We start from the raw sequence: 20,853 nt of genomic DNA, 5'->3' as shown, positions 1-20,853 counted from the left end.
CGCTCAGACCTCCGCCGAGGCCCCCGGCGTGAGGCGGTGGTGCTCGGAGCCGCCCAGGCCGCCGACCAGACGGTCGTAGATCGGGCGGGCGAGATCCGTCAGCAGGGCGTCGTGGATGTCGTACGCGCGCTGCGGCTTGACCTCGCGGACGTAGTCGACGACCTCGGAGAGCTTGCTCCACGGGGCCATGACCGGGAGCAGCAGGGTGTCGACCGGGTGGTCGGGGACGGTGAGGGCGTCGCCGGGGTGGAAGACGGCTCCGTCGACGAGGTAGCCGACGTTCGTGATGCGCGGGATGTCCGGGTGGATCACGGCGTGCAGTTCGCCGTGGACCTGGACGTCGAAGCCCGCGGCGGTGAACGTGTCGCCGTGGCCGACGGTGTGGACGCGGCCCGGGAAGGCCGCGGAGAGCTGCTCCGCGACCGAGGCGAGGGTCCAGAGTTCGGCGGCCGGGTTGGCGTCCAGGGCGGCCCGCAGGCGTCCCTCGTCGAAGTGGTCGGCGTGCTCGTGGGTGACCAGGATCGCGTCGGCGCCGGCCGCGGCGTCCTCCTCGCTGAATCCCCCGGGGTCGAGGACGAGCGTCTGCCCGTTCTTCTCCAGCCGGATGCAGGCGTGCGACTTCTTCGTGAGCTTCATGTGTCCCATCCTGCCGCGTGGGCCGGGGTGGTGGGCCGCCGAGACTGGTGGTTTCACCACCAGTCTCCCCCGTCACTCCTCGGGAGTCGTCTCCTCACGGATGACCTGCTGGGCCACCTTGAACGCGCTGTTCGCGGCCGGTACCCCGCAGTAGACGGCGGCCTGGAGCAGTACTTCCTTGATCTCGACCGGGGTGAGGCCGTTGCGGAGGGCGGCGCGGGTGTGGAAGGCGAGTTCGTCGAGGTGGCCGCCCGCGACGAGGGCGGTGAGGGTGACACAGCTGCGGGAGCGCCGGTCGAGGCCCGGCCGGTTCCAGATCTCGCCCCACGCGTATCTGGTGATGAACTCCTGGAAGTCCCCGGAGAACTCGTCCGCCTGAGCCAGCGCCCGGTCGACGTGCGCGTCGCCGAGCACCTCGCGCCGGACCTTGATCCCGGCGTCGTACTGGTCCGGGCGGCTGTGCCCGCCGGACTGTGCGGCGGCCGGCGCGATCTCCGCGATGGGGGTGATCGGCTGGGCGGCGGTCAGCACCGGCTTGAGCGGCGCCGCCGAGATGGCCGTCTGGCCGGTCGGGTTGTCGTACGCGGGCTGCCAGGCCGTCGAGAAGTGGCGGACGAGGAGGTCGGTGACGGCCGCGGGCTGCTCCACCGGGACCAGGTGCGAGGCTCCGGGCACCACCGCGAGACGCGCGTCCGGTATGCCCGCGACGAGGGTGCGGGCCTCGGCGGGGCCGGTCACCTGGTCGTCGGAGCCGACGAGGACGAGGGTCGGCACCCCGACGCGGGCCAGTTCGCCCCGTACGTCGAAGGAGGCGAGGGATTCGCAGGCCGCGATGTAGCAGCCGGGGTCGGTGGTGCGGACCATCTGTACGGCCCACTCGGTGATCGCTGGCTGCGCGGCGGCGAAGCCGCTGGTGAACCAGCGCTCGGGGGACGTACGGGCGATGGGGTCGAGCCCGTTCGTCCGGACGATCACGCCCCGCTGGCGGAACTCGTCGGCCGTCCCGAAGCGGGGCGAGGCCGCGATCAGCGCGAGCGAGGCCAGCCGCGCCGGGTGGCGCAGCGCCAGTTCGGCGCCGATCGCGCCGCCGAGCGCGCAGCCCGCGTAGCCGAAGCGCTGCACGCCGACCGCGTCGAGCGTGGCGAGCAGGCGGGTGGCCAGGTCGGTGACCGATCCGGCGGGGTGCGCGGGGGCGCCGCCGTGCCCGGGCAGGTCGAAGCGGAAGACCCGCCACTGCTTCACCAGTTCCGGCACCTGCCGGTCCCACATGTGCCATGTGGTACCGAGCGAGGGCCCCAGGATCAGGACAGGAGCGTCTTCTGGCCCGTCAAATCGGTACTGAAGGGTGTTGGTCGATGCGTCGCTCACTCTGCTTACGCTCCCACATCTCTCAGTGCCCCTATGACGGGGGTTGTGAGGATGTCGACCGGATCAGGTGAAAGACCTCCCGGGCATGGAAGGATTCTTCGCCGGGCTGAAGTTGTCACGGGCCGGCAGCGCCGCAGCCCGAAGTCGGCGTGATCCGAACGACAGGCCTAGCGCTCCTGGTCGGCGGCGAGGTGCGGCGACGTTCCCCGGGGTGCCACGGCCGGCGCCTTGTCCAGGAGCGCGGGAACGGCCTCCCGGTCGTGTCCGGGGCGTTGTGCCCAGCGGACGGCGAACGGTGCCGCCAGACCCGTCAGGGCGAACATCGCTCCGACGACGTACCAGCCGGGGCGGCCCCAACCGATGCAGAGCGAGATGAGGAGGGTCGGTCCGACTGCTTCGGCCAGGCCCGCGCCCAGGCCGAACACGCCGAGGTACTGGCCGGTGGCGTGTTCGGGAGCCAGGGCGAAGGACACCTCGAAACCCGCCGCGGAGTGCCACAGCTCGCCGACCGTGTGGACCACCACCCCGGTCAGGAGCAGGGCCACGGCCGCCCAGGTCGGTACCCCCGCGGACAGTGAGATCAGTGAGCAGGAGACGAGAAAGGCCACGCCCGACCGGCGGTAGGCACGGCCGCCGGCCAGGGCGGAGTCGACGTTGCGGCTGGCTCTCACCTGAAGGGCGATGACGAGGACGGTGTTGGCGAGCATGGTGCCGGAGATGAGCCAGGGCGGGGCGGTGGTGGACGCGACGAGCCAGAGCGGGATGGCGACGGTGAGGACCTTGAACTGGATCGCCATGATGCCGTCGAGGGTCGTGATCAGCAGGTACGGGCGGTCCCGCAGGGCGATCCAGCGCGGACCGCCGGCGGTGGGCACGGGTTCGACCGGTGGCAGGCGGACCAGGACGGCAGCGGCTGCCGCGAAGGAGATCGCGTTGCCGATCACCAGCAACTGGTAGGCGGACTGGGTCCCGACCTGCACGGTCCAGCCTGCCAGCAGGGCGCCCAGGGAGATACCGATGTTGGAGACGGCACGGAGGTAGCCGCGGAACTCCTGCGGCCGGTCGCCCCCGTAGCGCCGGATGAGCGGGGAGCGTGCGGCCAGTCCGGCCGCCTTCGCCCCGGTGGCCATGGACACCACGAGGACGAACGGCCAGAAACTGTCCGCCAGCATGAAGCCGGCGGTCGCCAGTGCCTGGACGAACAGCGTGGTGACGTACACGCCGCGCGCTCCGCGTTTGTCCGCGAGATGGCCGACTGCGATGCCCACGGCCAGCGAGACGAACCCGGCGATGGCCAGTCCGAGTCCCACCTGACCCACCGGTAGGTGGGCCGCCTGCGTGAAGTAGAGGACGCCGGCGGTCAGATAGAGGCCGCTGCCGACGGTGTAGACGAAGTTGGACGCGGCGATGACACGTTGCGGTCCAGTGGCCGGTAGTAACTGGGGCATGGAGTCGCTCCGCGTTCCGAACAGAAGGTAAGGGTCAATGAAGCATAGTGTGCGTTACTCGCGACGGTAAGGGGGCACCTCGGGAGGGCACCTCAGCCGAGGAACACCTGGCTGATCAGATAGAGGTTCAGGCCGATGACGAGCGCGGCGACGACGGACGCCACGGCCGTGGTCAGGGGCCGGTTGGCCAGCGGTCCCATCACCTCGTGGCTGTGGGTGAGCAGGATCAGCGGGACGAAGGCGAAGGGGATGCCGAACGACAGCACGACCTGCGACCACACCAGGGCGTGCGTCGGGTCCACCCCCGCGATCAGGACGGCCATGGCCGGCAGGAGCGTGATGCCGCGGCGCAGGAGGAGCGGCAGCGATCTGTCGAGGAACCCTGCCATGATGACCTGCCCCGCGTAGGTGCCGACCGACGACGAGGCGAAGCCGGAGGCGAGCAGCGCGAGGGCGAAGGCGAGCGCCGCGCCCTGGCCGAGCATCGCGCCCAGCCTGCTGTGCACTTCGCCGATGGTGTCCGTGCTCTCCCCCGTGGGGTGGAAGAGCCGGGCGGCGATGGTGAGCATGGCGGCGTTCGCGAGCCCCGCCACCCCCAGGCCGAACAGCACGTCCCGCCGCAGGGACCCGATGAGCGGTACGCGCCGGAAGCCCGGCTCGATCCGGTCGAGGTCCTGTGCGTGCGCGCTCGTGAGGCTGGAATGCAGGTAGATCACATGGGGCATGACGGTCGCCCCCAGGATGCCGGTGGCGAGCAGCACGCTGTCCGGTCCCGCGAACGTGGGAACGGTGCCGCCGGCTATCCCGGACACGTCGATGCCCGCCAGCACGGCGTCGACGGCAAGCCCCAGGATGATCACCAGGAGCAGGCCCGCCACCGCGACCTCGAACCGGCGGTACCCCCGCGACTCCAGCCCCAGCACCGCGAAGGCCGCGGCGCCGGTGACGAGTCCGCCGACGGGCAGGGGCAGCCCGAACAGCAGGTTGAGCGCGATCGCGCCACCGACCACCTCGGCGAGGTCGGTGGCGATGGCCACCAGTTCCGCCTGCGCCCACAGCCCGAGCACGACCGGCCGGGGGAACCGCCGGCGGCAGTTCTGCGGGAGGTCGCGGCCGGTGGCCAGGCCGAGTTTGGCGGACAGCATCTGTACGAGCAGCGCCATGAGGTTGCCCGCGACGATGACCCACATCAGGAGATAGCCGAACCGGGAGCCGGCGGCGAAGTTGGTGGCGAAGTTGCCCGGATCCACGTAGGCGATCGCGGCCACGAACGCGGGTCCGTACATCATGGCCCGGCGCCGAACCGGTCTTGCCGGGGACTCGATGGCCGCCGTCACAGTGGGTTCACCTCAATCGGTGTCAGAGGGAAGAGGAGTACGCGGGACGGTCACACCAACAGGTCGTAGGCGTACCTGGTGAGGGCGAGTCCCAGGGCGAGGGCGAAGAGGATCCGGATGCACCGCAGCATCAGGGCGCGGGGGCCGGGGCTCACTCCTCGACGTCCGCGAGCAGCCGGCGGATACGGTCGACGCCCTCGACGAGGTCGTCGTCGTGGAGCGCGTAGGACAGCCGGAGGTAGCCCGGGGTGCCGAAGGCCTCACCGGGTACGACGGCCACCTCGGCTTCGTCCAGGAGCAGTTCGGCCAGTTCGGCACTTGTGCCGACGCGCCGTCCGCGGACGCGTCTGCCGAGCAGGTCCTTCACCGAGGCGAAGACGTAGAACGCCCCGTCGGGCCGTGGGCAGTCGACGCCGTCGATCTCGTTGAGCATGCGTACGATCGTCCGCCGCCGCCGGTCGAAGGCCGCCCGCATGACGGACACGGCGCCGAGGCCCCCGGAGACGGCCGCCGATGCGGCGGCCTGGGCGATGTTGCAGACGTTGGAGGTGGCGTGGGACTGCAGTGTCGTCATCGCGCCGCTGACGTCGGGAGGGGCGATCGCCCAGCCGACCCGCCAGCCGGGCATGGCATACGACTTCGCCACACCGTTGACCACGACGCACCGGTCCCGCACCGCGGGCGTGACGACGGGCAGGGAATGGAACTCCGCGTCGCCGTAGACCATGTGTTCATAGATCTCGTCCGAGATCACCCACAGCTCGTGCTCGGCCACCCAGTCGCCGATGGCCCGGATCGCCGCCCGGTCGTAGACGGCTCCCGTCGGATTGGCCGGGGACGAGAAGACGAGCATGGCGGTGTTCTTCGTCCGGGCGCGCTGGAGCTGCTCGACCGTGACGCGGTAGCCGGTGGACTCGTCGGCGAACACCGGCACGGGAATCGCGCCGGCCAGCCTGATCGCCTCCGGATAGGTCGGCCAGTACGGCGCGGGCACGAGCACTTCGTCGCCGGGGTTGAGCAACGCGGCGAAGGCCTGGTGGACGGCCTGTTTGGCGCCGTTGGTCACGACGATCCGCGAGGCGTCCACGTCGTACCCGGAGTCGCGGAGGGTCTTCGCCGCGAGGGCTTCCCTCAGCTCGGGAAGGCCGCCCGAGGCCGAGTACCGGTGATACCGCGGATCGGCGCAGGCCGCCGCGGCGGCCTCGACGACATGTGACGGTGTGGGGAAGTCCGGCTCACCGGAGCCGAAGGTGATGACCGGACGTCCGGCGCGTATGAGCGCCTTGGCTCTGGCGTCCACGGCGAGCGTGGCCGACTCGGTGATCGAGGCGACGCGGTCCGAGATCCGCCCCCGGCCGCCCGGGCGTCGAGCCCGGTCCTCGCTGTCCGCGCTCTCCCCCGCCCTCGGCAGCTCGCTGACGGTCGCCGCACGGCTCTGCCGCACAGTTCCTCTCACCTCGCCCTCGCCACGACGACCGGCTGGTAGTAGCCGGTCTGGTGTTCCGGGGCGACGCCCTGCGGGTCCTCGTGACCGGGGAGGAACCACCGGATGTCGGTGAACCCGCCGGCCGTCAGGGCGTCGTCGAATTCGGCGCGGCGCAGGGCGCGGTAGTCCGTGGTGCGCACCGTGGTGTCCCAGCCGTCCTGGTTTCGCTTCTTGAGCAGCAGGATGTGGTTCGTCGTCAGAGTCCGGCGGTCCTCGGCCCAGTCCCACGCCTGTACGACGATGCTGCGGTCGTCACCGGTCCCGAAGTGTTCCGGCGCCAGCCCCTGTGAGTTGTCGAGCGCGAGTTGGTCGTAGTCCCGGATGGTCGCGAGGAACACACCTCGCGGGCGCAGGCAGGAACGTATCTGCGCCAGGGCCCGCATCAGGTCGTCGTCGGTCAGCAGATGCGTCAGCGAATTGGCACCCGAGACGACGGCGTCGAAGGTGCCCGACAGCCGCTCGTAGACCTCACGCACATCGCTCACGACGAACCGGGCGTCCAGATCACGGGAGGCCGCCTCACGCCGGGCACGCTCCACGGCCCGCTCGCTGAGATCGGATCCGGTCACCCGGTAGCCTTTGGCGGCCAGCGGAAGTGCCTGGGTGCCGATTCCGCAGGTGACGTCCAGGACCTCGTCGGGCGGTTCGACGCCCTCGGCGGCGAGGAACGCGGCCATCGCCTCGCCGTAGTGGGCGGCGAAGCCCCACCAGTCCTCGTACATGCGGTGGTAGTTGTCGGCGAGGTCGTCGTAGAAATCGATGTTCGGATCATGGACGGGCATGTGCTGGTCCTCTGCGGAATTCGGGGTCGCCTGGGGAGGCCGGGAGGGGGACCGGCGGGTGATGCCGAAGGTGCACCGCGCCACCGGTCCGTCCGATGCGTCCGATGCGTCCGATGCGTCCGGCGGTCAGCGCTCGATGTGGTTGCTGAGTTCGAGCAGGTTGCCGTCCGGGTCGCGGACGTAGACGCTGTTGATCGGGCCGAGCACACCGACGCGCTCCACGGGACCGGATTCGATCACCGCGTGCTGCGCCTCCAGGTGCGCGACGACCTCCTCGATGGGGTCCGACACGATGAAGCACAGGTGCTCGGTGCCGGAGCCGGGGTTCTGGGCGTGCGGCGCGATCTCCTTGCCGACCTCATGCAGGTTGATCTTGGTGTCGCCGAAGCGAAGAGCCTTGCGGTCGTTGACGAGCATGCTGAACGTCACGACCTCCATGCCGAGCACCCGGCTGTAGAAGTCGACGGTGGCGTCGATGTCGTTGACGGTGAGGACGGTGTGGTCGAGTCGCTCGTACTTCATGGGAACTACCTCCGGTTGCGACGAGGGGATGAGGGATCGGCTCGGTGCCGACGTCAGCTGTCGTGGGTCAGGTGTCGTACGTCAGGGTGGAGACGGGTTCGATGCCGACGAACCGGGCGATGTCGTCGAGGTCGGCCACCACGGACTCCAGCACGGGCACTCCGTCGGCGAGCCGCCTCTCGGTGACCAGGCGCCGGCGGTCACCGGGGATCCGCACCGGGGTCAGCGGGTCGACCGGAGTGCTGTCCCTGACCTCCCGGGCCAGTTGCTCGACACTCGCGCGGATGACGCCCTGGTCGCCGAGCGCGTCGAGGTTCAGACAGAACACGAAGTGGCCGAGACCGGCTTCGCCTCCCTGATACGTGTGCCGGCTCCACCGGGCGCCGGCGAGCGGGCCGCACAGCAGCTCCGCGAAGAGGCCCAGGGCCGACCCCTTGTGCCCGCCGTGGTCCTGGTCGCCACCGCCCAGCGGCAGCAGCGCGTACCCCTTGCGGTTGATCAGACCCGTCACGGTCTCGGCGGCGCCCAACGCGGTGCGGCCGTCCGGCCCCAGCGCCCAACCGGGCCGCATCGGCTTGTCCAACCGGTCCAGTTGTTCGAGTTTGCCGCGGGAGACGGTACTGCTCGCGCCGTCGAAGCAGAGCGTTCCCTCGCTGGTGGGTACGGCGTAGCAGAACGGGTTGGTGCCGAACATCGGCTCGTTGGTGCCCATCGGGGCCACCTGTGGCACCGCGTTGGTGGAGACCATGGTGAACATCCCCGCCCGGGCGCCGCGTTCGGCGAACCAGCCGGCGATGCCCATGTGGTTGGAGCGGCGGACCGTCACCACGGAGGTACCGAACTTGCCCGCCCGGTCGATGGCGAGGTCGACGGCCGTGCACAGCGCCGGCTGCCCCAGGGCGTTGTGTGCGTCGACGACGCACACACTGCCCTTGTCGGTCACGGTCTCCGGCACCCCGAACCGGTTGATGTCGCCGTTACGCAGCCCTTCCGCATAGCGGCGCAGGCGGGCGACCCCATGGCTTTCGACCCCGCCCAGGTCCGCCGCGACGAGAACCTCCGCGGTGACCGCGGCATCGGTGTGACGCGCGCCCGCCGCACTCAGTACCTCTGTGGTGAATCTCGTCAGTTCGGTGGCATCGATCAGCCGCCGCCACTCCTGCTGTTTCCCGGTGTGCGTCATCGTGGTTTCCCTGTCTGCCCGAGGGGAGCGCCGGCCTGGTTCGTCATCCCTCGGGCGACTCGGTGAGAATCGTGACTGCCTGACGGATCCGCGCCTCCTCGGCGTCCACGTCGGCCCCGAGCGGCAGGTCGAAGATGACCGTGACCGCACGGTTCGACGACTCGGTGAGGCGTTCCAGCTCGAAGCCACGGGGCTTGATCACGAACAGTTCGTGCACCGTCGCGGGGGCGTTCTTGTCGACCGCGGCCAGCTCGGGCCAGATGGCGGTGGTGTCGGCCAGCCAGCGCGGTGTGACGCCGTCGAGTCCGTCGACCTGGACGTCCCGAAGGATCCCGGGTGTGTGCTCGAAGTAGACCTGTCGGCCCCGGCGTTCGAACACGGCCGGGTACGCGGTCGGCAGGCCCATGGCGATGTCGATGAGCACCGGCTCGATCGGCTTGCCGGTGGACAGGTGGTACAGGTGCAGACAGCCGTCGCCCGGAGCGCGTGCCGCGATCTCCATCAGCACCACCCGGCCGTCGTCGGTGATCCGGTACTCCGCGTGCGCGTACCCGTTCTCGAAGCCAAGCCGGTCGACGACGCCCAGCTGCGCCTCGATGATCCGGTCCGTCTCGTGCCCGTCGAGGTTGTCGGGCGGCGTGGTGTGGATCAGCTCGACGAAGAACTCGGTCGAGTCCTCGTTGGTGCCCTTCTGCGTGAGCAGCGTGACGATCGGCCTGCCGTCGCTGACGAGGGTGTCGACATTGAACTCGCGGCCCTGCACCCGCTCCTCGACGAGCAGCCGGGCGCCGGGTCCGAGGTCGGCGATGATGTCGAGGAGCGCGTGCACGTCCTCCACCACGCGGACACCGATGCTGGACTCACGGTCGAGGGGTTTGACCGCGGCCGGGAAGACACCGTCGTACTCCTTGGCCAGCTCCGTCGCCTGCGCGCTGTCCGCGATGCCGCCGTCGGGAGCGGTGATGAGCACCGAGGTGGGGCTCCACTCGCGCAGATGGCGGCGCTGCAGAAGCTTGTTGCGGCACACGCGCGAGGCACGCCAGCCCGGCCCCGGCAACCCGAGCAGGTCGGAGACCACCTGCCCGGCGTCCACGTACACCTCGGCGTTGACGAGCACACCACGAACGTCGTACTCGGCGGCCCAGCGCGCCGCCTGGTCGGCGATGCCGCTGATGTCGGTGGCGTCACGCAGGCTGACATCGGTGATGTCGGCGAAGGGATGACCCGGGGTGCCGAGAAGCTCGATGCCCCTCTGCACCATGGCCGAACCCTGCTTCTGGGAGATGGCCAGAACCGCCAGACCGCGCTTTCGCAGCTCGGTCAGAGACGGGCCGATCTTGGACAGGTCGCTGAAGATGATGAAAGCAGGCTGCCTTGTATCTGCGGCCACGGGAATGCACATCCCTTTCGTTCGGGAGTCGGCGGAACCGTTGGAATCTGTAGGACCGTTGAAATCTGTGGAGTCTGTGTGATCCGGCGCGACGTCAGCCGAGTTGGACGGCGTCGGCAGCAGCCTCGAAGATGGCCAGCGCCTCGGCGAGTTCGGACTCGGACGTCGTGACCGGCGGCATGATCTTGAGCATGGCGCCGCCGAGTGTGGACGGCACACACACCAGGAGACCGCGCTCGACGCACTCGGCGGCCATGCGCCGCGACGACACGGGGTCGAGCGAGCCCCTGTCGTCGGTGCACGCGACACCGGCGATCATGCCCATCGTCCCGATGATCCTGCGGCCCTGCGGCTTCCCGGCGACCCAGTCGGCCAGCCCGTCGGCGAGCTGCTGGCCCCGCCGCGCAGCCTCGGCGACGATCCGCCCGTCCGCGAACAGCGCGAGGTTGGCCTCCGCGGCGGCCAGCGAGATCGGGTTGCCGCTGTGGGTGCTGGTGAGTTCTCCGGGACGCACGACCTCGGTGAAGCTCGGATCGCCCACGAGCACCGCCGAGATGGGCAGCGAGCCGGACAGCCCCTTGGCCGCCAGCAGGAGGTCGGGCCGGACACCGATGTGCTCGTACGCGAAGAGCGCACCGGTACGCCCGAAGCCGGACTGGATCTCGTCGAAGACGAGCAGGACCCCGTGCCGGGTGCACCACTCCCGCAGGGCACGAGCCGCCGCCGGGTCGATCTGACGCAGGGTCGACCCCTGGTAGATCTCCCCCATCACACAGGTCACGTCCTCGGGGCCCGCCCCGATCTCGCGCAGAGCCGCCTCGATGACCTCCGGGCTCCAGGCCTCACCACGAGTCGGAAACGGCACCCTGACGAAGGCCTCGTCGAGCTCCGGTGCCCAGTCGCGCTGCGCCGCCAGCCCACCGGCGAGCTGTGCACCCAGGGTACGACCGTGGAAGGCACCCTCAAAGGTGATGACAACCGGCCGACGACCGGGCTGCTGTGCCGGCCGACGAGCGATCGCATGGCGACTTGAGATCTTCAGCGCGCCCTCGACCGCCTCCGCTCCCGTGGTGTACAGGACCGACTGCGCGAACCCGGACAGCTCGGAGAGGGCGCGCACCACGCGGGCCCGCACCCGGGTCGGGAACATGTACGCGTGCAGCAGCCCCTGCCGGGCCTGTTCGGTGATCGCGTCGACCACCTCGGCGCGGGCGTGCCCGGCGTTCGCGGTCAGGATCCCGCTCGTCCAGTCGAGCCAGGACCGGCCGTCCCGGTCGTAGACGCGGCTGCCGCTGGCCCGGTCCCACACCACCGGATGCTGTGTGTGCATGGTGGCCGGCTCGTAGCGCCTGAGCGTTTCGAGCACCCAGGCGTCGGACTCGGTGCCGATGCCGGCCGGCGGGACGGAGGCTTTTGCCGGACCGATGGTCTCGGCGCTGTTCAACGCGGCCATGTCAACCACGTACCGTCCAGGCGGTGCCGCTGGTCTCCGACGCGGTGACGGCGACGGCGACCAGCTGCTCGTCGCCGGTGTTGACCAGGCCGTAGTACAGGCCGGCCGGCGCCAGGCTGACGGTGCCGGGGCCGACCGGGTAACGGCTCGGCTCGGGAAGCGGTCGCTTCGGCGGGGCGTCCAGCGGATAGTGGGCGGACGGCACATAGCTTCCGGCGGCCTCGGGCTGTTCCGCGTCGAACGCCTGGAACTCGCCGTGCCCTTCGAGGACCACGATCATCCCGTCGGCCTGCGGGTGCATACGCGCCGAGATGTCCTGTCCCGGGTTGAGCCGCCACGCGGCGGCCTGCATGCGCTCACTCGTCCACAGGCCCAGCTTGCGGGCCACCGGGTCGTCGCAGGGTTCCGTCGGTACCGAAATCGTTCGGATACGCATGACTGTCACCGCTTTCTCAAGGGGGAGGAGGAGAGGGATACGTCGTCTGCGTCGAGCCGGAGTGGGTCAGCTCTCGAGGAACTGCATTTGCATGATCTGGGTGAAGAACTTGCCGCTGGGGCGGATTTCGACCCCGCCGGTCTCCACGCGAACCCGCCTGGTCTCGACCGGTTCGAGATCACCCTCGAACCACTCGCCGGCCTCCACGGAGATGCCGTCCGCGACCAACAGCGTCTTCTCGCCACCCTGCTCCGCGTAGGCGATGACCCGCAGAGTGCCGGGAAATCCGGTGCGGATCACGGGGACGGCACGGCGCTGCAGTCGGATCTTCACCGGGATACGGAGGCCGCCGAGGTCGATGTCCAGGTGTTCGGTCTGCGGTTCGTTTCGGCTGAGCGAGCCCCAGCCGGTGTGCGGGCTTCCGTCGAAGAGAGCCTGTTCGTTCCAGAAGTCGTACCGGTGGCAGCCGGAGGACTCGGTGACGTAGCAGCCTTCGATGACGTGCAGTTGGTCGAGACTCATACCCGTTTCCCTTTCTACTGTTGATTCATGAGCCATGAACGCCGCTGAGTGCTCAGCTCGTCGAGCGCGTCCGGCACGCCGTCCAGGTCGTCCAGGACGATGTCCGCCTCCGTGCGCGCCGAGTCGGAATGGGCCAGTCGGCGGTCGATGAGAATGGTGGCCATTCCGACACTCCGCGCACCCGCCAGTTCGTGGTGCTGGCCGTCGCCGACGAAGGCACAGGAGGAGCCGGAAACGCCGAGCTGGTCTGTGGCATTCAAGTAGATGTCGGGGTGCGGCTTCAGCCGCTTCACCCGGTGCGAGAAGACGGTCACGTCGAAGTACTCACGCAGACCGAGCCGGTCGAAGATCCATTCGGCGTGGTCGGAGGCATTCGACACCAGTGCGAGGGACAGCCCTTGCTCACGGAGCTGCTTCAGGAGAGGCGCGCTCTGCGGGTCGACCTCGAAACTCGCGACCATACTGGGGAAGTTGCGCTCGACGGCCGCCCGCACCTCGTCCGGGGGGCAGTGCACACCGGACGTCCGGGCGGAGAGCAGAATGCGCTCCACTATCCCCGGAACAGTCCCCTCCATCGTCTCGTCGTGGAGACTGTCGTAGGCCGGTTTCCAGGATTCCAGGTCCAGGCCGAGTTCCTTCGCGACGTCACGAAAGAACGGATTGCCCGGCGACCTGTGCACCAGCGTCGAGAAAAGGTCAAAGCAGACCCCTTGGTAGATACTGATTTTGGTTCCTCCTGTCAGGATCGGAACAGTCCGGGGCGAAGAGTCACACCGACTGCAGCGACGGGCTGGGGAACGAATTCCTCGGCTGGCCGAGCGGCAGCTGGCGCTGCTCGAAGAAGAGGCTCTGCTTGACCCAGTTCGAGCCCATGCGCTCGAAGATCACATCGTGATCGGTCTGGACTCCCACGCCGTTCGCGGCCAGTTCATTGATCACCAGCTCGGCGAGATCGCAGTTGTCGGCGAGGCGAAGGCCACCGTGTGTGTCGACCGAGTAAGGGGTGTCCTCCATACCGAACCGGAGGACGTCGACACCGCTGTCCGGTTGCGCGGCGTACGTCGCCAGCCGGCTCAGGGCACAGGCCGCCTGTCCGCGGCGGGCGCCCACATCCAGCGGAACGAAATACTCACCGGCCTGGCTCGGCAGCACCGCGGCACCGACGGTGACGGTCACCTGCCGCTTCTTCACACCCGGCTCGGCAAGGTCGTACTCCAGCCGCTTCGCGGCATCCACCACACTCTTGAACTCGGCATAGTTCTTGGGGAAGGGGAGCCGCGGAGAGAAGCCGAACAACAGCGTGATGTTCAACTGCCCACTGCCACCCAGCCTTATCTCCGGGTGCTCGACCGCATACCGGGTCAACGCATAGCTTCGCGGGAACTGAACCCATTCCACTTCGTGGAAGAGGCCAAGCCGCTGCCGAGCCTGGACCGCGTTTCGGTAGACCTCGAACTGGATGAGCGGGGAAGTCCTGCCGTAGTTGGCCCCATTGCTCGTCGAGTAGGTCTCGAGATCGGTCGTGGTGAGACGGTCGGACGGCCGGTACTCGGCGATGACCTTGCTGAATCCCTCGCTGTCGATGAAGTCGACAGGAAGATCGCCGTACTGTCGCTCCGCCTCACACATCAGCTGAAGCTCAACGGCCGCCTGGAGGGTGACGAAGTGGGCGCCGCCGAGATGCAGTGGCAGGCTGCTCTGGCTGATTCGCTCCCACTCGCCGAACCGCTGGATGCTCTCCCGCACTTCGGGGCCGTTCCGGCTCGCCCCAAAGCTGACCAGCATGTCCTTGCATCTGCGCTGCAGCGGGCGGCTTATCTCCTGATAAATATCGTTGCTGGTGGACTGCTCCCGCGTCCTGGGGTTTCGCGCATGGTAGTGATAGTAACGACATCCCATTCCATAAAGAGCTTCGGCTTCCGCGATCAGTGCCAGCGGCGAACTCTTGATGGTTGCGCCGGTGCTGATCTCGTCGAGAAGCACGTCGCCGGTATTTCGGTGGTTGCCTGGGGTGAACTTGGCGCCAGTCGATGCGCAGCCAAGAACAAGGGTTTTCTCGCCTTTCACGGCTTCCACTTCTCCCCAAAAGGTGTCATGTGCCGATTTACGTTACCGGTCCGTCTCTGGTCCAACCACGCATGGCAGAGGTGGCCAGAACCTCGTCCACAACTCTCGCCACCTCCCCGGGAGAGGCGTTCTCCGGGGGTGCCATTTCGAGTGCGGCGACAGCGTCGGTGCAATTGAGCAGAGTGACGGACCAATGCGTGGGCAGGCCGGCGACAAGACGCACTGCGGCCGTTTCGGACGCCGCCCCGGCTCGCCCTCGGATCCGCACTTGGTACGTGGCAGGCATGATTCCCCCAGTAGTCAAGATCGGGGCACCATCGCACCTGGTGCGACGACCGATCAGCCCCAGTCGTTGACATCCGGCTTGTCAATGCTCACGACCTGCATGGTTGTCCCGGTCACGGAAGTCTCCGCTCGCAGCGCACCCGTGCCGGCAAGTACGAGGAAGAGCATTCCGAAGATCGAGCCGACAACCAGGCGAATCCCATTGTTCGCCCGTGCGGTTTTTCCATAGAAACGAACGGTGCTGTGCATGATGGCCCCCGATTCAACCTGAAACTGACTGCCGCTTCTTGGCGACGGGATAACTCTGTCGCCTATCGGGTCGGTTATCGACAGGGCCACGACTCAGCATCCTGCACACCCGGCCAGCCACTTGCTGCACGCGAACGTACGCAGCCCGTCACACGGAGGGCCGCATGGGCGCCGGAGCCAGGACTCCCCGGCGCAAGCTCGCCGGCGCCCGCCCGGGCCACCGCCTTGACCTTCTCATGGAGCATGAACTGCGATATTTGACCAGCACATTACGGGCCATTGAGTTAAGTTCATCTTTTGAAATCGCCTGAAATTCACCCACACTCGCGGCGATCGTCGCGCGGCGTAAGGAGGAGCGATGCCACAGGCGAATCTGCAGTTCCTGAACGTCGAACCGGACGACGAAGAGACATACCGGCTCCTGCTACGGCGCGGAGGCTTCAAGGAGGCGGAACTGGCTCGCCAACTGGCGGACGACCCGCACCACGAGGACGCCCCGCTCGACCCACGAGCCATCTCCCACCGGCTGACCGAACTGGGGCTGGCCACCGCGACCCCGGGCGGACTGCTGGCACCCGCGTCACCAGCCAAGGCGGTCGAAGGACTTGTGGAGCGCCAAGTCGGCCGACTCCGCCACAAGTTAGAGGAAGAGGTCATCCGCAGCGGGGTCGTCGATTCACTGCTCGCCGAGCACGAGAAGTCCATGGACTGCGACGGTGGCCCGGACACCTCCACGTCCACCGGTCAGACCCAGCACATCGAGGGAATGTCGGCGGTACGGGCCGTCATCGACGAACTCACCTACTTCACCCGGACCGAGAATCTCACCACCAGCCCGACGGGGATCCTCAGCCAGGAGAGCATCGCCCACGCTCGGCTGATGGACTCCCGGATCCTTCGCCGCGGGGTGCACATGAGAACGATTCTGGCGTCACCCGCCCTCGACGACCCCGCCACGATGAGCTACATGCGCGAACTGACGTCCAAGGGAGCGCAAATACGGATCTCCTACGCACCCATCGAACGCCTGATCATCTGTGACCGCGCCGCCGCACTCACCCCCATCGACCCCGCCCACACCTCCAAAGGTGCGATCCTCACCCGTGATCCGGGGCTGGTGGCCGCCCTGGTCTCCCTCTTCGAGCGAATGTGGCAGACAGCGCACCACCTGCCCGTGTCCGACGACGGTGAGGTCGAAGCGGCCGAATTCGCCAGCGACTTCGAGCGGCAGCTCCTGCGCCAGCTCTACACCGCCGAGAAGGACGAGATCGGCGCGCGAAAGCTCGGCATCGCGGTCCGCACGTACCGCAAGCATGTGGCGTCCGTCATGCACCGCCTCGGCGCGACCAACCGCTTCCAGGCAGCCCTGCTGGCTCATGAACGTGGATGGATCTGAGCGCGGAGGGATCTGAACGGGGCAGAGCGCAGGGGGCTTCCCTACCAGGCCAGCCTGCGCACCGACTGCCGGATGACCAGCTGCGTACCGAGGATCACGTGGTCCTCGCGGCCGAAAGACCCCTCACGCTCGAGGGCCAGGCGTACGGCGGTACGGCCGAGTTCCTCGTAGGGCACCCGGACCGTGGTGAGGGACGGGGTCAGGTCGGTGGCGAAGGGTACGTCGTCGAAGCCGACGACCGACACGTCGTCCGGTACCGCGATCCCGGCCTCGCGCAGCGCGGCGAGTGCGCCCAGCGCGACCATGTCGGAGGCCGCGAACAGCGCGGTGAACTCCAGCCCGCCACGCAAGGCGTCCCGGGTGCGGGCATGGCCCGAGGCGCGGGTGTAGGTCCCCTCGGTGTCGAGTTCACCGACATGATCGACGCCATGGGCGAGCAGCGCGTCCCGATAGCCGGCCCGGCGCTCGTCCCCGCTGCTCAGCCCGGTCTCACCGCCGAGGAACAGCACCCGGCGGTGCCCGGAGGCGAGCAGGTGGGAGACGGCCTGGAAGGCGCCGCCCCGGTTGTCGTAGTCGACGACCGTCACCGGCAGGTCCGGGGCCGGGGCCGGCCGGCCGACCAGCACCAGCCGCGACCCGGCGGCGTCCAGTGCCCGCGCGTAGCCGGTCATCCGCCGGCCGTACGCCGCGTCCGGCACCACGCCGCCCACGAGGAGTACGGCGGCCGCGTGCTGTTCCCGCATCAGCTGGACCAGGGCGTCCTCCCGGGTCACGTCGTCCTGCGTGGCGCACACCAGGCTCAGCCGACCCCGGTCCGCGGCCTCCTGCTCGACTCCGGCGGCGACATGGGCGAGCGACGGGCCGGTGATGTCCTTGATGACCAGGGCGACCGGACCGGCGACCCGCCCGGAGAGCGCCTTGGCGTGCACGTTGACCACGTAGTGCAGGGACTTGACGGCGGCCATGACCCGGGTCCGGGCCTCGTCGGAGACCGGATAGTTCCCGGCCAGGGTTCGGGAAACGGTTGCTACGGAGACACCGGCCTTCTGCGCCACGTCACGGATCGTGCTGGGCCGCTCCCTGGCGGTGTGCTGCGCGTCGGTCCGCTTCCGCTTTCCCGGGCGGCCCGCGCGGGCAGTCGGCCGTTCGCTGTTCCCGTTGTCCATCACGGCTCGACGTTACTGCATGTGGGATGCCTTGTGGCAGCCGCCCAAGAGCGGGTGGCGCACCGCGATCGGTAAGCGTTTTCTGCATGTGTTGCGCCCTGGCGGGAGTAGCTCCATGCCCCTCACCCATCTGCGCTGGGGAAGTGACGGGTAGTCACTCCTCCTCGCTCTCGATCCCGCCGGTCCGGCGCGGCCGCCTCGCCGCGGGCGAGGCGGCCGGTCTGCCCGATCCCGGGCGCGACCCGGACCTCTGCGCGCGGCTCGCGCGGCGGGCACTGCCGCTGGTGGAGATCCAGACGGCGGGTGGCGGGCGGCTGGGTACGTCGGGCAAGCGGCACGTGGACGGGGCGCTCTCCCGGGGGCTTCGGTACACCGGGCACGACGGCCACGACGACGGGGTTGTACGGACGTTGCGCGTCGGGATGGCCGACGAGGCGACCGGGCTGCGCGTCACTGCCGTACCGGCTGCGCGGCGCGGTGCCGGCGCCATATGCGAGTGCCGTCGACCGGGGCGACGGCGCCCACGAGGGTCGAGCAGGACCAGCACAGTCGTGTGCCCACGCTCGGGCTGCAGGTCGAAGCGGACACGGTGCTGATCGTCCTCCGACCGGCAGGGCATGCCTGGCCGACGCCCTGCCTGGGGTCCGTCACCCCGGGGCCAACCGGGGCGGCGGCGCCGCTTTGGTCCCACTCCGGAGGGGAAACCTGCGTCGACCTTTCGTCTGCCGGGTCAGGGGTCCGCGAGGTTGCCGAGGCCGGTGAGGGCGCCGACCGGGTCCAGGTCGGGGGTGCCTCGGGGCCACCAGTCGTCGTGGCCCGGTTCGGACTCGTACGCGTACCAGAGGCCGTCGCGGCCCAGGCGGAGCTGTATGTGGCCGCGCGGGTGGGTGAGGTGGTTGCGCCAGGGTCTGAAGGCGGGGAGGTCGGCGGCGCGGAGGAGGGGCCGGGCGCGGTCGAAGCGCCCCGCCGGAGGGTCCCACGCCTCTTCGAGGACCTCCAGTCCGTCGAGCCCGCCCTGCCGCCAGGCGGCCACCGCGCGTGCCAGGTCGGCCGGGGTGCGGCCGGCGGCTCTGGCGAGCGAGGAGTAGAGGGCGCGGGTGCCCGCGGTGAGGCCGGAGCCGGGGCGGGCGGCGGCGAGTCGTACGGCGTCCTGCCACAGGGTCAGCTCGCCGACCGGGTCGTGGCCGGCGGTGAGCAGGGTGTGGGCGCGGGCGGCGGCGTCCGTCGCCAACTGGTCCAGCGCGAAGGGGTCCGGGCCGCCCGGGGCCGCCGGGTAGGCCGGGGGCGGCTCGGGGTGCGGGCGGGGAGGCAGCGGGGCCGGGAGCGGCGGGAGGGTGCGCGGGGCGAGCGCGTCGGAGGCCCGGACGCCGGGGAAGGCCGCCGTCTGCTGCTCCTGAGCGGCACGGGCGGCGCGAGCGGCGTTGCGCCGGGACAGTTCGTCCAGTACCTCCCGCTCGCCCCGGCCCCGCAGGAGGAGCAGGACGAAGGGGTCGGCGTCGAGGAGGCGGGCCGTCTGGTAGCAGAGGGCGGCTGCGTGCTTGCAGGGGTGTCCGGAGTCGGGGCAGCTGCACCGGGGTTCGAGGTCGCCGGGGCCGGGCAGCAGCGGGGCCCCGCAGTCGGCGAGGGACTGGGGCAGCTCCTTGTCGAGCAGCGCGGCGATGTGCCCGGGCCGCTCCACGGCGGCTTCCAGGAACCGCTCCCACTCCTGGCCGCCGAGGGTGCGCAGCCGCACCTGTACGCGGTACGGCCGGGGCCGGGAGCCCTGTACGTAGGCGAGTACGAGCCCCGGTGTCACGGTGATGGCATCGACGTGCCCCTTCTCGGCGTACCCGCGCCCCCGCACCAGCCGGGCGACGTCCAAGGCACCCTCCTCCAGAGCGGTCACCCAGGCGTTCCCCCACCAGCTCTCCGCGAAGCCGACGCCCTCGGACGCGTCCCGGTTCCCCGGGGCCCGCAGCGCGGGGAAGGTCCGGCGCAGCTCACCGTCACGACCAGGTGCGGCCATGGATGAGGGCACGGAGGCGATGCGTGAGGTGTCGTTGTCGCTGTCGCGGGGATCGGCGAGGGGCGGCGGTGCCTGTCGGAACCCGGTGGTGGACCGGGAGTCGGGGGTGTCGCTCGACGCGTCTGCCGTCGCTTCGTCGGCCTCGACGCCAGGGGTGTCGTCCCCCGGGGTCGGCGAGGCGACGGCACGCAGCACCTCCCCCACGGTCACCGGCGGCGAAGGGTCCGTGTGCGGCTCGGCGCCAGAGGTTCTGGGGTCCCGCGCCGAAGCCGCCGGGGACTCGTCGGCGGGCAACTCGAAGGAACCGGCGAGCAGTTCCCGTACATCCCGCACCCGGTCCCCGGGACTCCGGTCCCGCGGGTCCCGCGCACGCAGGGGCCGGACAGGCCGCCGCGCGGCCTGGGCTGCCGCCGCCTCCGCGTCGAGCCGGGCCCGCAGCGCTTCTCCACGCGCGGCGCGCAAGGCCTCGCGAGCAATGTCCCCGGGGCGTCCGCCCTTGCGGTCTCCCGCGTCGGTAGGGGCCTGCGGGGCATCGGGGACGTTCGGGGCGACGTCGGGTACGTCCGGGTCCTCCGGGCCCGGCCCTGGCAAGTCACCTGTCGGGCGCTCACCCCTGGCCGATGCCGTCGCGCCGCGCAGCCCCCCACGGGCCGCGTCGCCAGGACGCCCGCTCCAGCGGCCTCCCACGTCGGTACGAGCGTGCCGGGTATCGGAGACATCCGGAGCACCATCGGAGACGTCCGGGTCCTCCGGGCCCGGCCCTGCCGAGGCATCTGTCGGGCGCTCGCCCCCGGCCGATGCCGTCGCACCCCGCAGCCCCCCACGGGCAACATCACCCGGCCGCCCGCTCCAGCGGCCTCCCACGTCAGTACGAACATGCCGGGCAGCGGAGACATCCGGAGCACCATCGGAGACGTCCGGGGCCTTCTCACCCGGCCCAGCCGAGGCATCTGACGAGCGCTCGCCCCCGGCCGCTGGTGCCGCGCCCCGCAGCCCCCCATGGGCAACGTCACCAGGACGCCAGCCCCAGCGGCCTCCCACGTCGGTACGAGCGTGCCGGGTATCGGAGACATCCGGAGCACCATCGGAGACGTCCGGGTCCTCCGGGCCCGGCCCTGCCGA

General features: G+C 69.8%; 19 protein-coding genes. 2 read left to right on the top strand and 17 right to left on the bottom strand.

Annotated features, from left to right (window positions below; genetic code table 11):
- Nucleotides 1-3: 3 nt before the first annotated feature.
- From ACWCRB_RS13670 to ACWCRB_RS13600, 15 genes are all read right to left on the bottom strand, one after another.
- Nucleotides 4-636, bottom strand: a complete 633-nt coding sequence (locus tag ACWCRB_RS13670) for an MBL fold metallo-hydrolase (RefSeq protein WP_450996203.1) — start codon at nt 634-636, stop codon at nt 4-6.
- 72 nt (nt 637-708) lie between these two features.
- Nucleotides 709-2,004 carry a bifunctional 3-oxoadipate enol-lactonase/4-carboxymuconolactone decarboxylase PcaDC gene (pcaDC, locus tag ACWCRB_RS13665; protein WP_450996202.1) on the bottom strand — a complete coding sequence of 432 codons (1,296 nt, stop codon included), beginning with the start codon at nt 2,002-2,004 and terminating at the stop codon, nt 709-711.
- 167 nt (nt 2,005-2,171) lie between these two features.
- A complete protein-coding gene (locus ACWCRB_RS13660; protein WP_450996201.1) occupies nt 2,172-3,452 on the bottom strand; it encodes an MFS transporter in 1,281 nt (426 codons plus the stop codon).
- Between the two features lie 92 nt (nt 3,453-3,544).
- Nucleotides 3,545-4,789 carry an Nramp family divalent metal transporter gene (locus ACWCRB_RS13655; protein ID WP_450996200.1) on the bottom strand — a complete coding sequence of 415 codons (1,245 nt, stop codon included), beginning with the start codon at nt 4,787-4,789 and terminating at the stop codon, nt 3,545-3,547.
- Nucleotides 4,790-4,940: 151 nt separating this feature from the next.
- Complete coding sequence (locus ACWCRB_RS13650) at nt 4,941-6,134, bottom strand: pyridoxal phosphate-dependent aminotransferase (RefSeq protein WP_450996236.1); 1,194 nt, start codon at nt 6,132-6,134, stop codon at nt 4,941-4,943.
- 107 nt (nt 6,135-6,241) lie between these two features.
- A complete protein-coding gene (locus ACWCRB_RS13645) occupies nt 6,242-7,057 on the bottom strand; it encodes a class I SAM-dependent DNA methyltransferase (protein ID WP_450996199.1) in 816 nt (271 codons plus the stop codon).
- 126 nt (nt 7,058-7,183) lie between these two features.
- Nucleotides 7,184-7,579 (bottom strand): VOC family protein, encoded by a 396-nt coding sequence (locus tag ACWCRB_RS13640; protein ID WP_450996198.1) that lies wholly within the window; start codon nt 7,577-7,579, stop codon nt 7,184-7,186.
- A gap of 67 nt (nt 7,580-7,646) precedes the next feature.
- Nucleotides 7,647-8,762, bottom strand: a complete 1,116-nt coding sequence (locus ACWCRB_RS13635; RefSeq protein WP_450996197.1) for an Ldh family oxidoreductase — start codon at nt 8,760-8,762, stop codon at nt 7,647-7,649.
- Between the two features lie 43 nt (nt 8,763-8,805).
- Entirely contained in the window at nt 8,806-10,152 is a 1,347-nt protein-coding gene (locus ACWCRB_RS13630; RefSeq protein WP_450996196.1) for an ATP-grasp domain-containing protein, read from the bottom strand.
- Between the two features lie 94 nt (nt 10,153-10,246).
- Nucleotides 10,247-11,605: an aspartate aminotransferase family protein gene (locus ACWCRB_RS13625; protein ID WP_450996195.1), complete on the bottom strand. Its 1,359-nt coding sequence runs from the start codon at nt 11,603-11,605 to the stop codon at nt 10,247-10,249.
- A 1-nt stretch (nt 11,606) separates the two neighbouring features.
- On the bottom strand, nt 11,607-12,041 hold the full coding sequence (locus tag ACWCRB_RS13620; protein WP_450996194.1) for a cupin domain-containing protein: 435 nt from the start codon (nt 12,039-12,041) through the stop codon (nt 11,607-11,609).
- Between the two features lie 66 nt (nt 12,042-12,107).
- A complete protein-coding gene (locus ACWCRB_RS13615) occupies nt 12,108-12,563 on the bottom strand; it encodes a hypothetical protein (RefSeq protein ID WP_450996193.1) in 456 nt (151 codons plus the stop codon).
- A 14-nt stretch (nt 12,564-12,577) separates the two neighbouring features.
- Nucleotides 12,578-13,282 carry an HAD family hydrolase gene (locus ACWCRB_RS13610; RefSeq protein ID WP_450996235.1) on the bottom strand — a complete coding sequence of 235 codons (705 nt, stop codon included), beginning with the start codon at nt 13,280-13,282 and terminating at the stop codon, nt 12,578-12,580.
- 49 nt (nt 13,283-13,331) lie between these two features.
- Entirely contained in the window at nt 13,332-14,639 is a 1,308-nt protein-coding gene (locus ACWCRB_RS13605) for a hypothetical protein (RefSeq protein ID WP_450996192.1), read from the bottom strand.
- Between the two features lie 330 nt (nt 14,640-14,969).
- Nucleotides 14,970-15,254 (bottom strand): hypothetical protein, encoded by a 285-nt coding sequence (locus tag ACWCRB_RS13600; RefSeq protein WP_450996191.1) that lies wholly within the window; start codon nt 15,252-15,254, stop codon nt 14,970-14,972.
- A 268-nt stretch (nt 15,255-15,522) separates the two neighbouring features.
- Here ACWCRB_RS13600 and ACWCRB_RS13595 point away from each other — a divergent pair, with 268 nt between their 5' ends.
- A complete protein-coding gene (locus tag ACWCRB_RS13595; protein ID WP_450996190.1) occupies nt 15,523-16,560 on the top strand; it encodes a helix-turn-helix transcriptional regulator in 1,038 nt (345 codons plus the stop codon).
- 41 nt (nt 16,561-16,601) lie between these two features.
- Here ACWCRB_RS13595 and ACWCRB_RS13590 read toward each other — a convergent pair whose 3' ends face one another.
- Nucleotides 16,602-17,729, bottom strand: coding sequence for a LacI family DNA-binding transcriptional regulator (locus ACWCRB_RS13590; protein WP_450996189.1), 1,128 nt, complete (start codon nt 17,727-17,729; stop codon nt 16,602-16,604).
- A 140-nt stretch (nt 17,730-17,869) separates the two neighbouring features.
- Between ACWCRB_RS13590 and ACWCRB_RS13585 the strand changes: the two genes are divergently transcribed.
- The gene (locus ACWCRB_RS13585) at nt 17,870-18,322 is read left to right on the top strand and encodes a hypothetical protein (protein ID WP_450996188.1); all 453 of its coding nucleotides are present in this window, start codon (nt 17,870-17,872) and stop codon (nt 18,320-18,322) included.
- 134 nt (nt 18,323-18,456) lie between these two features.
- On the opposite strand, the gene ACWCRB_RS13580 is transcribed toward ACWCRB_RS13585, so the two are convergent.
- On the bottom strand, nt 18,457-20,322 hold the full coding sequence (locus ACWCRB_RS13580) for an SWIM zinc finger family protein (RefSeq protein ID WP_450996187.1): 1,866 nt from the start codon (nt 20,320-20,322) through the stop codon (nt 18,457-18,459).
- Nucleotides 20,323-20,853 lie beyond the last annotated feature (531 nt).

The organism is Streptomyces sp. NPDC002156 (assembly GCF_053593675.1).
The sequence above is the reverse complement of the archived record's forward strand: the minus strand, read 5'-3'. Positions and strand labels throughout refer to the sequence as shown.

Excerpts from the sequence above, each read along its gene's own strand:
- ACWCRB_RS13645 (WP_450996199.1), bottom strand. The coding sequence starts at position 7,057 with ATGCCCGTCCATGATCCGAACATCGATTTCTACGACGACCTCGCCGAC.
- ACWCRB_RS13595 (WP_450996190.1), top strand. The coding sequence starts at position 15,523 with ATGCCACAGGCGAATCTGCAGTTCCTGAACGTCGAACCGGACGACGAA.
- ACWCRB_RS13620 (WP_450996194.1), bottom strand. The coding sequence starts at position 12,041 with ATGCGTATCCGAACGATTTCGGTACCGACGGAACCCTGCGACGACCCG.
- ACWCRB_RS13660 (WP_450996201.1), bottom strand. The coding sequence starts at position 3,452 with ATGCCCCAGTTACTACCGGCCACTGGACCGCAACGTGTCATCGCCGCG.
- ACWCRB_RS13635 (WP_450996197.1), bottom strand. The coding sequence starts at position 8,762 with ATGACGCACACCGGGAAACAGCAGGAGTGGCGGCGGCTGATCGATGCC.
- ACWCRB_RS13640 (WP_450996198.1), bottom strand. The coding sequence starts at position 7,579 with ATGAAGTACGAGCGACTCGACCACACCGTCCTCACCGTCAACGACATC.
- ACWCRB_RS13615 (WP_450996193.1), bottom strand. The coding sequence starts at position 12,563 with ATGAGTCTCGACCAACTGCACGTCATCGAAGGCTGCTACGTCACCGAG.
- ACWCRB_RS13625 (WP_450996195.1), bottom strand. The coding sequence starts at position 11,605 with ATGGCCGCGTTGAACAGCGCCGAGACCATCGGTCCGGCAAAAGCCTCC.
- ACWCRB_RS13670 (WP_450996203.1), bottom strand. The coding sequence starts at position 636 with ATGAAGCTCACGAAGAAGTCGCACGCCTGCATCCGGCTGGAGAAGAAC.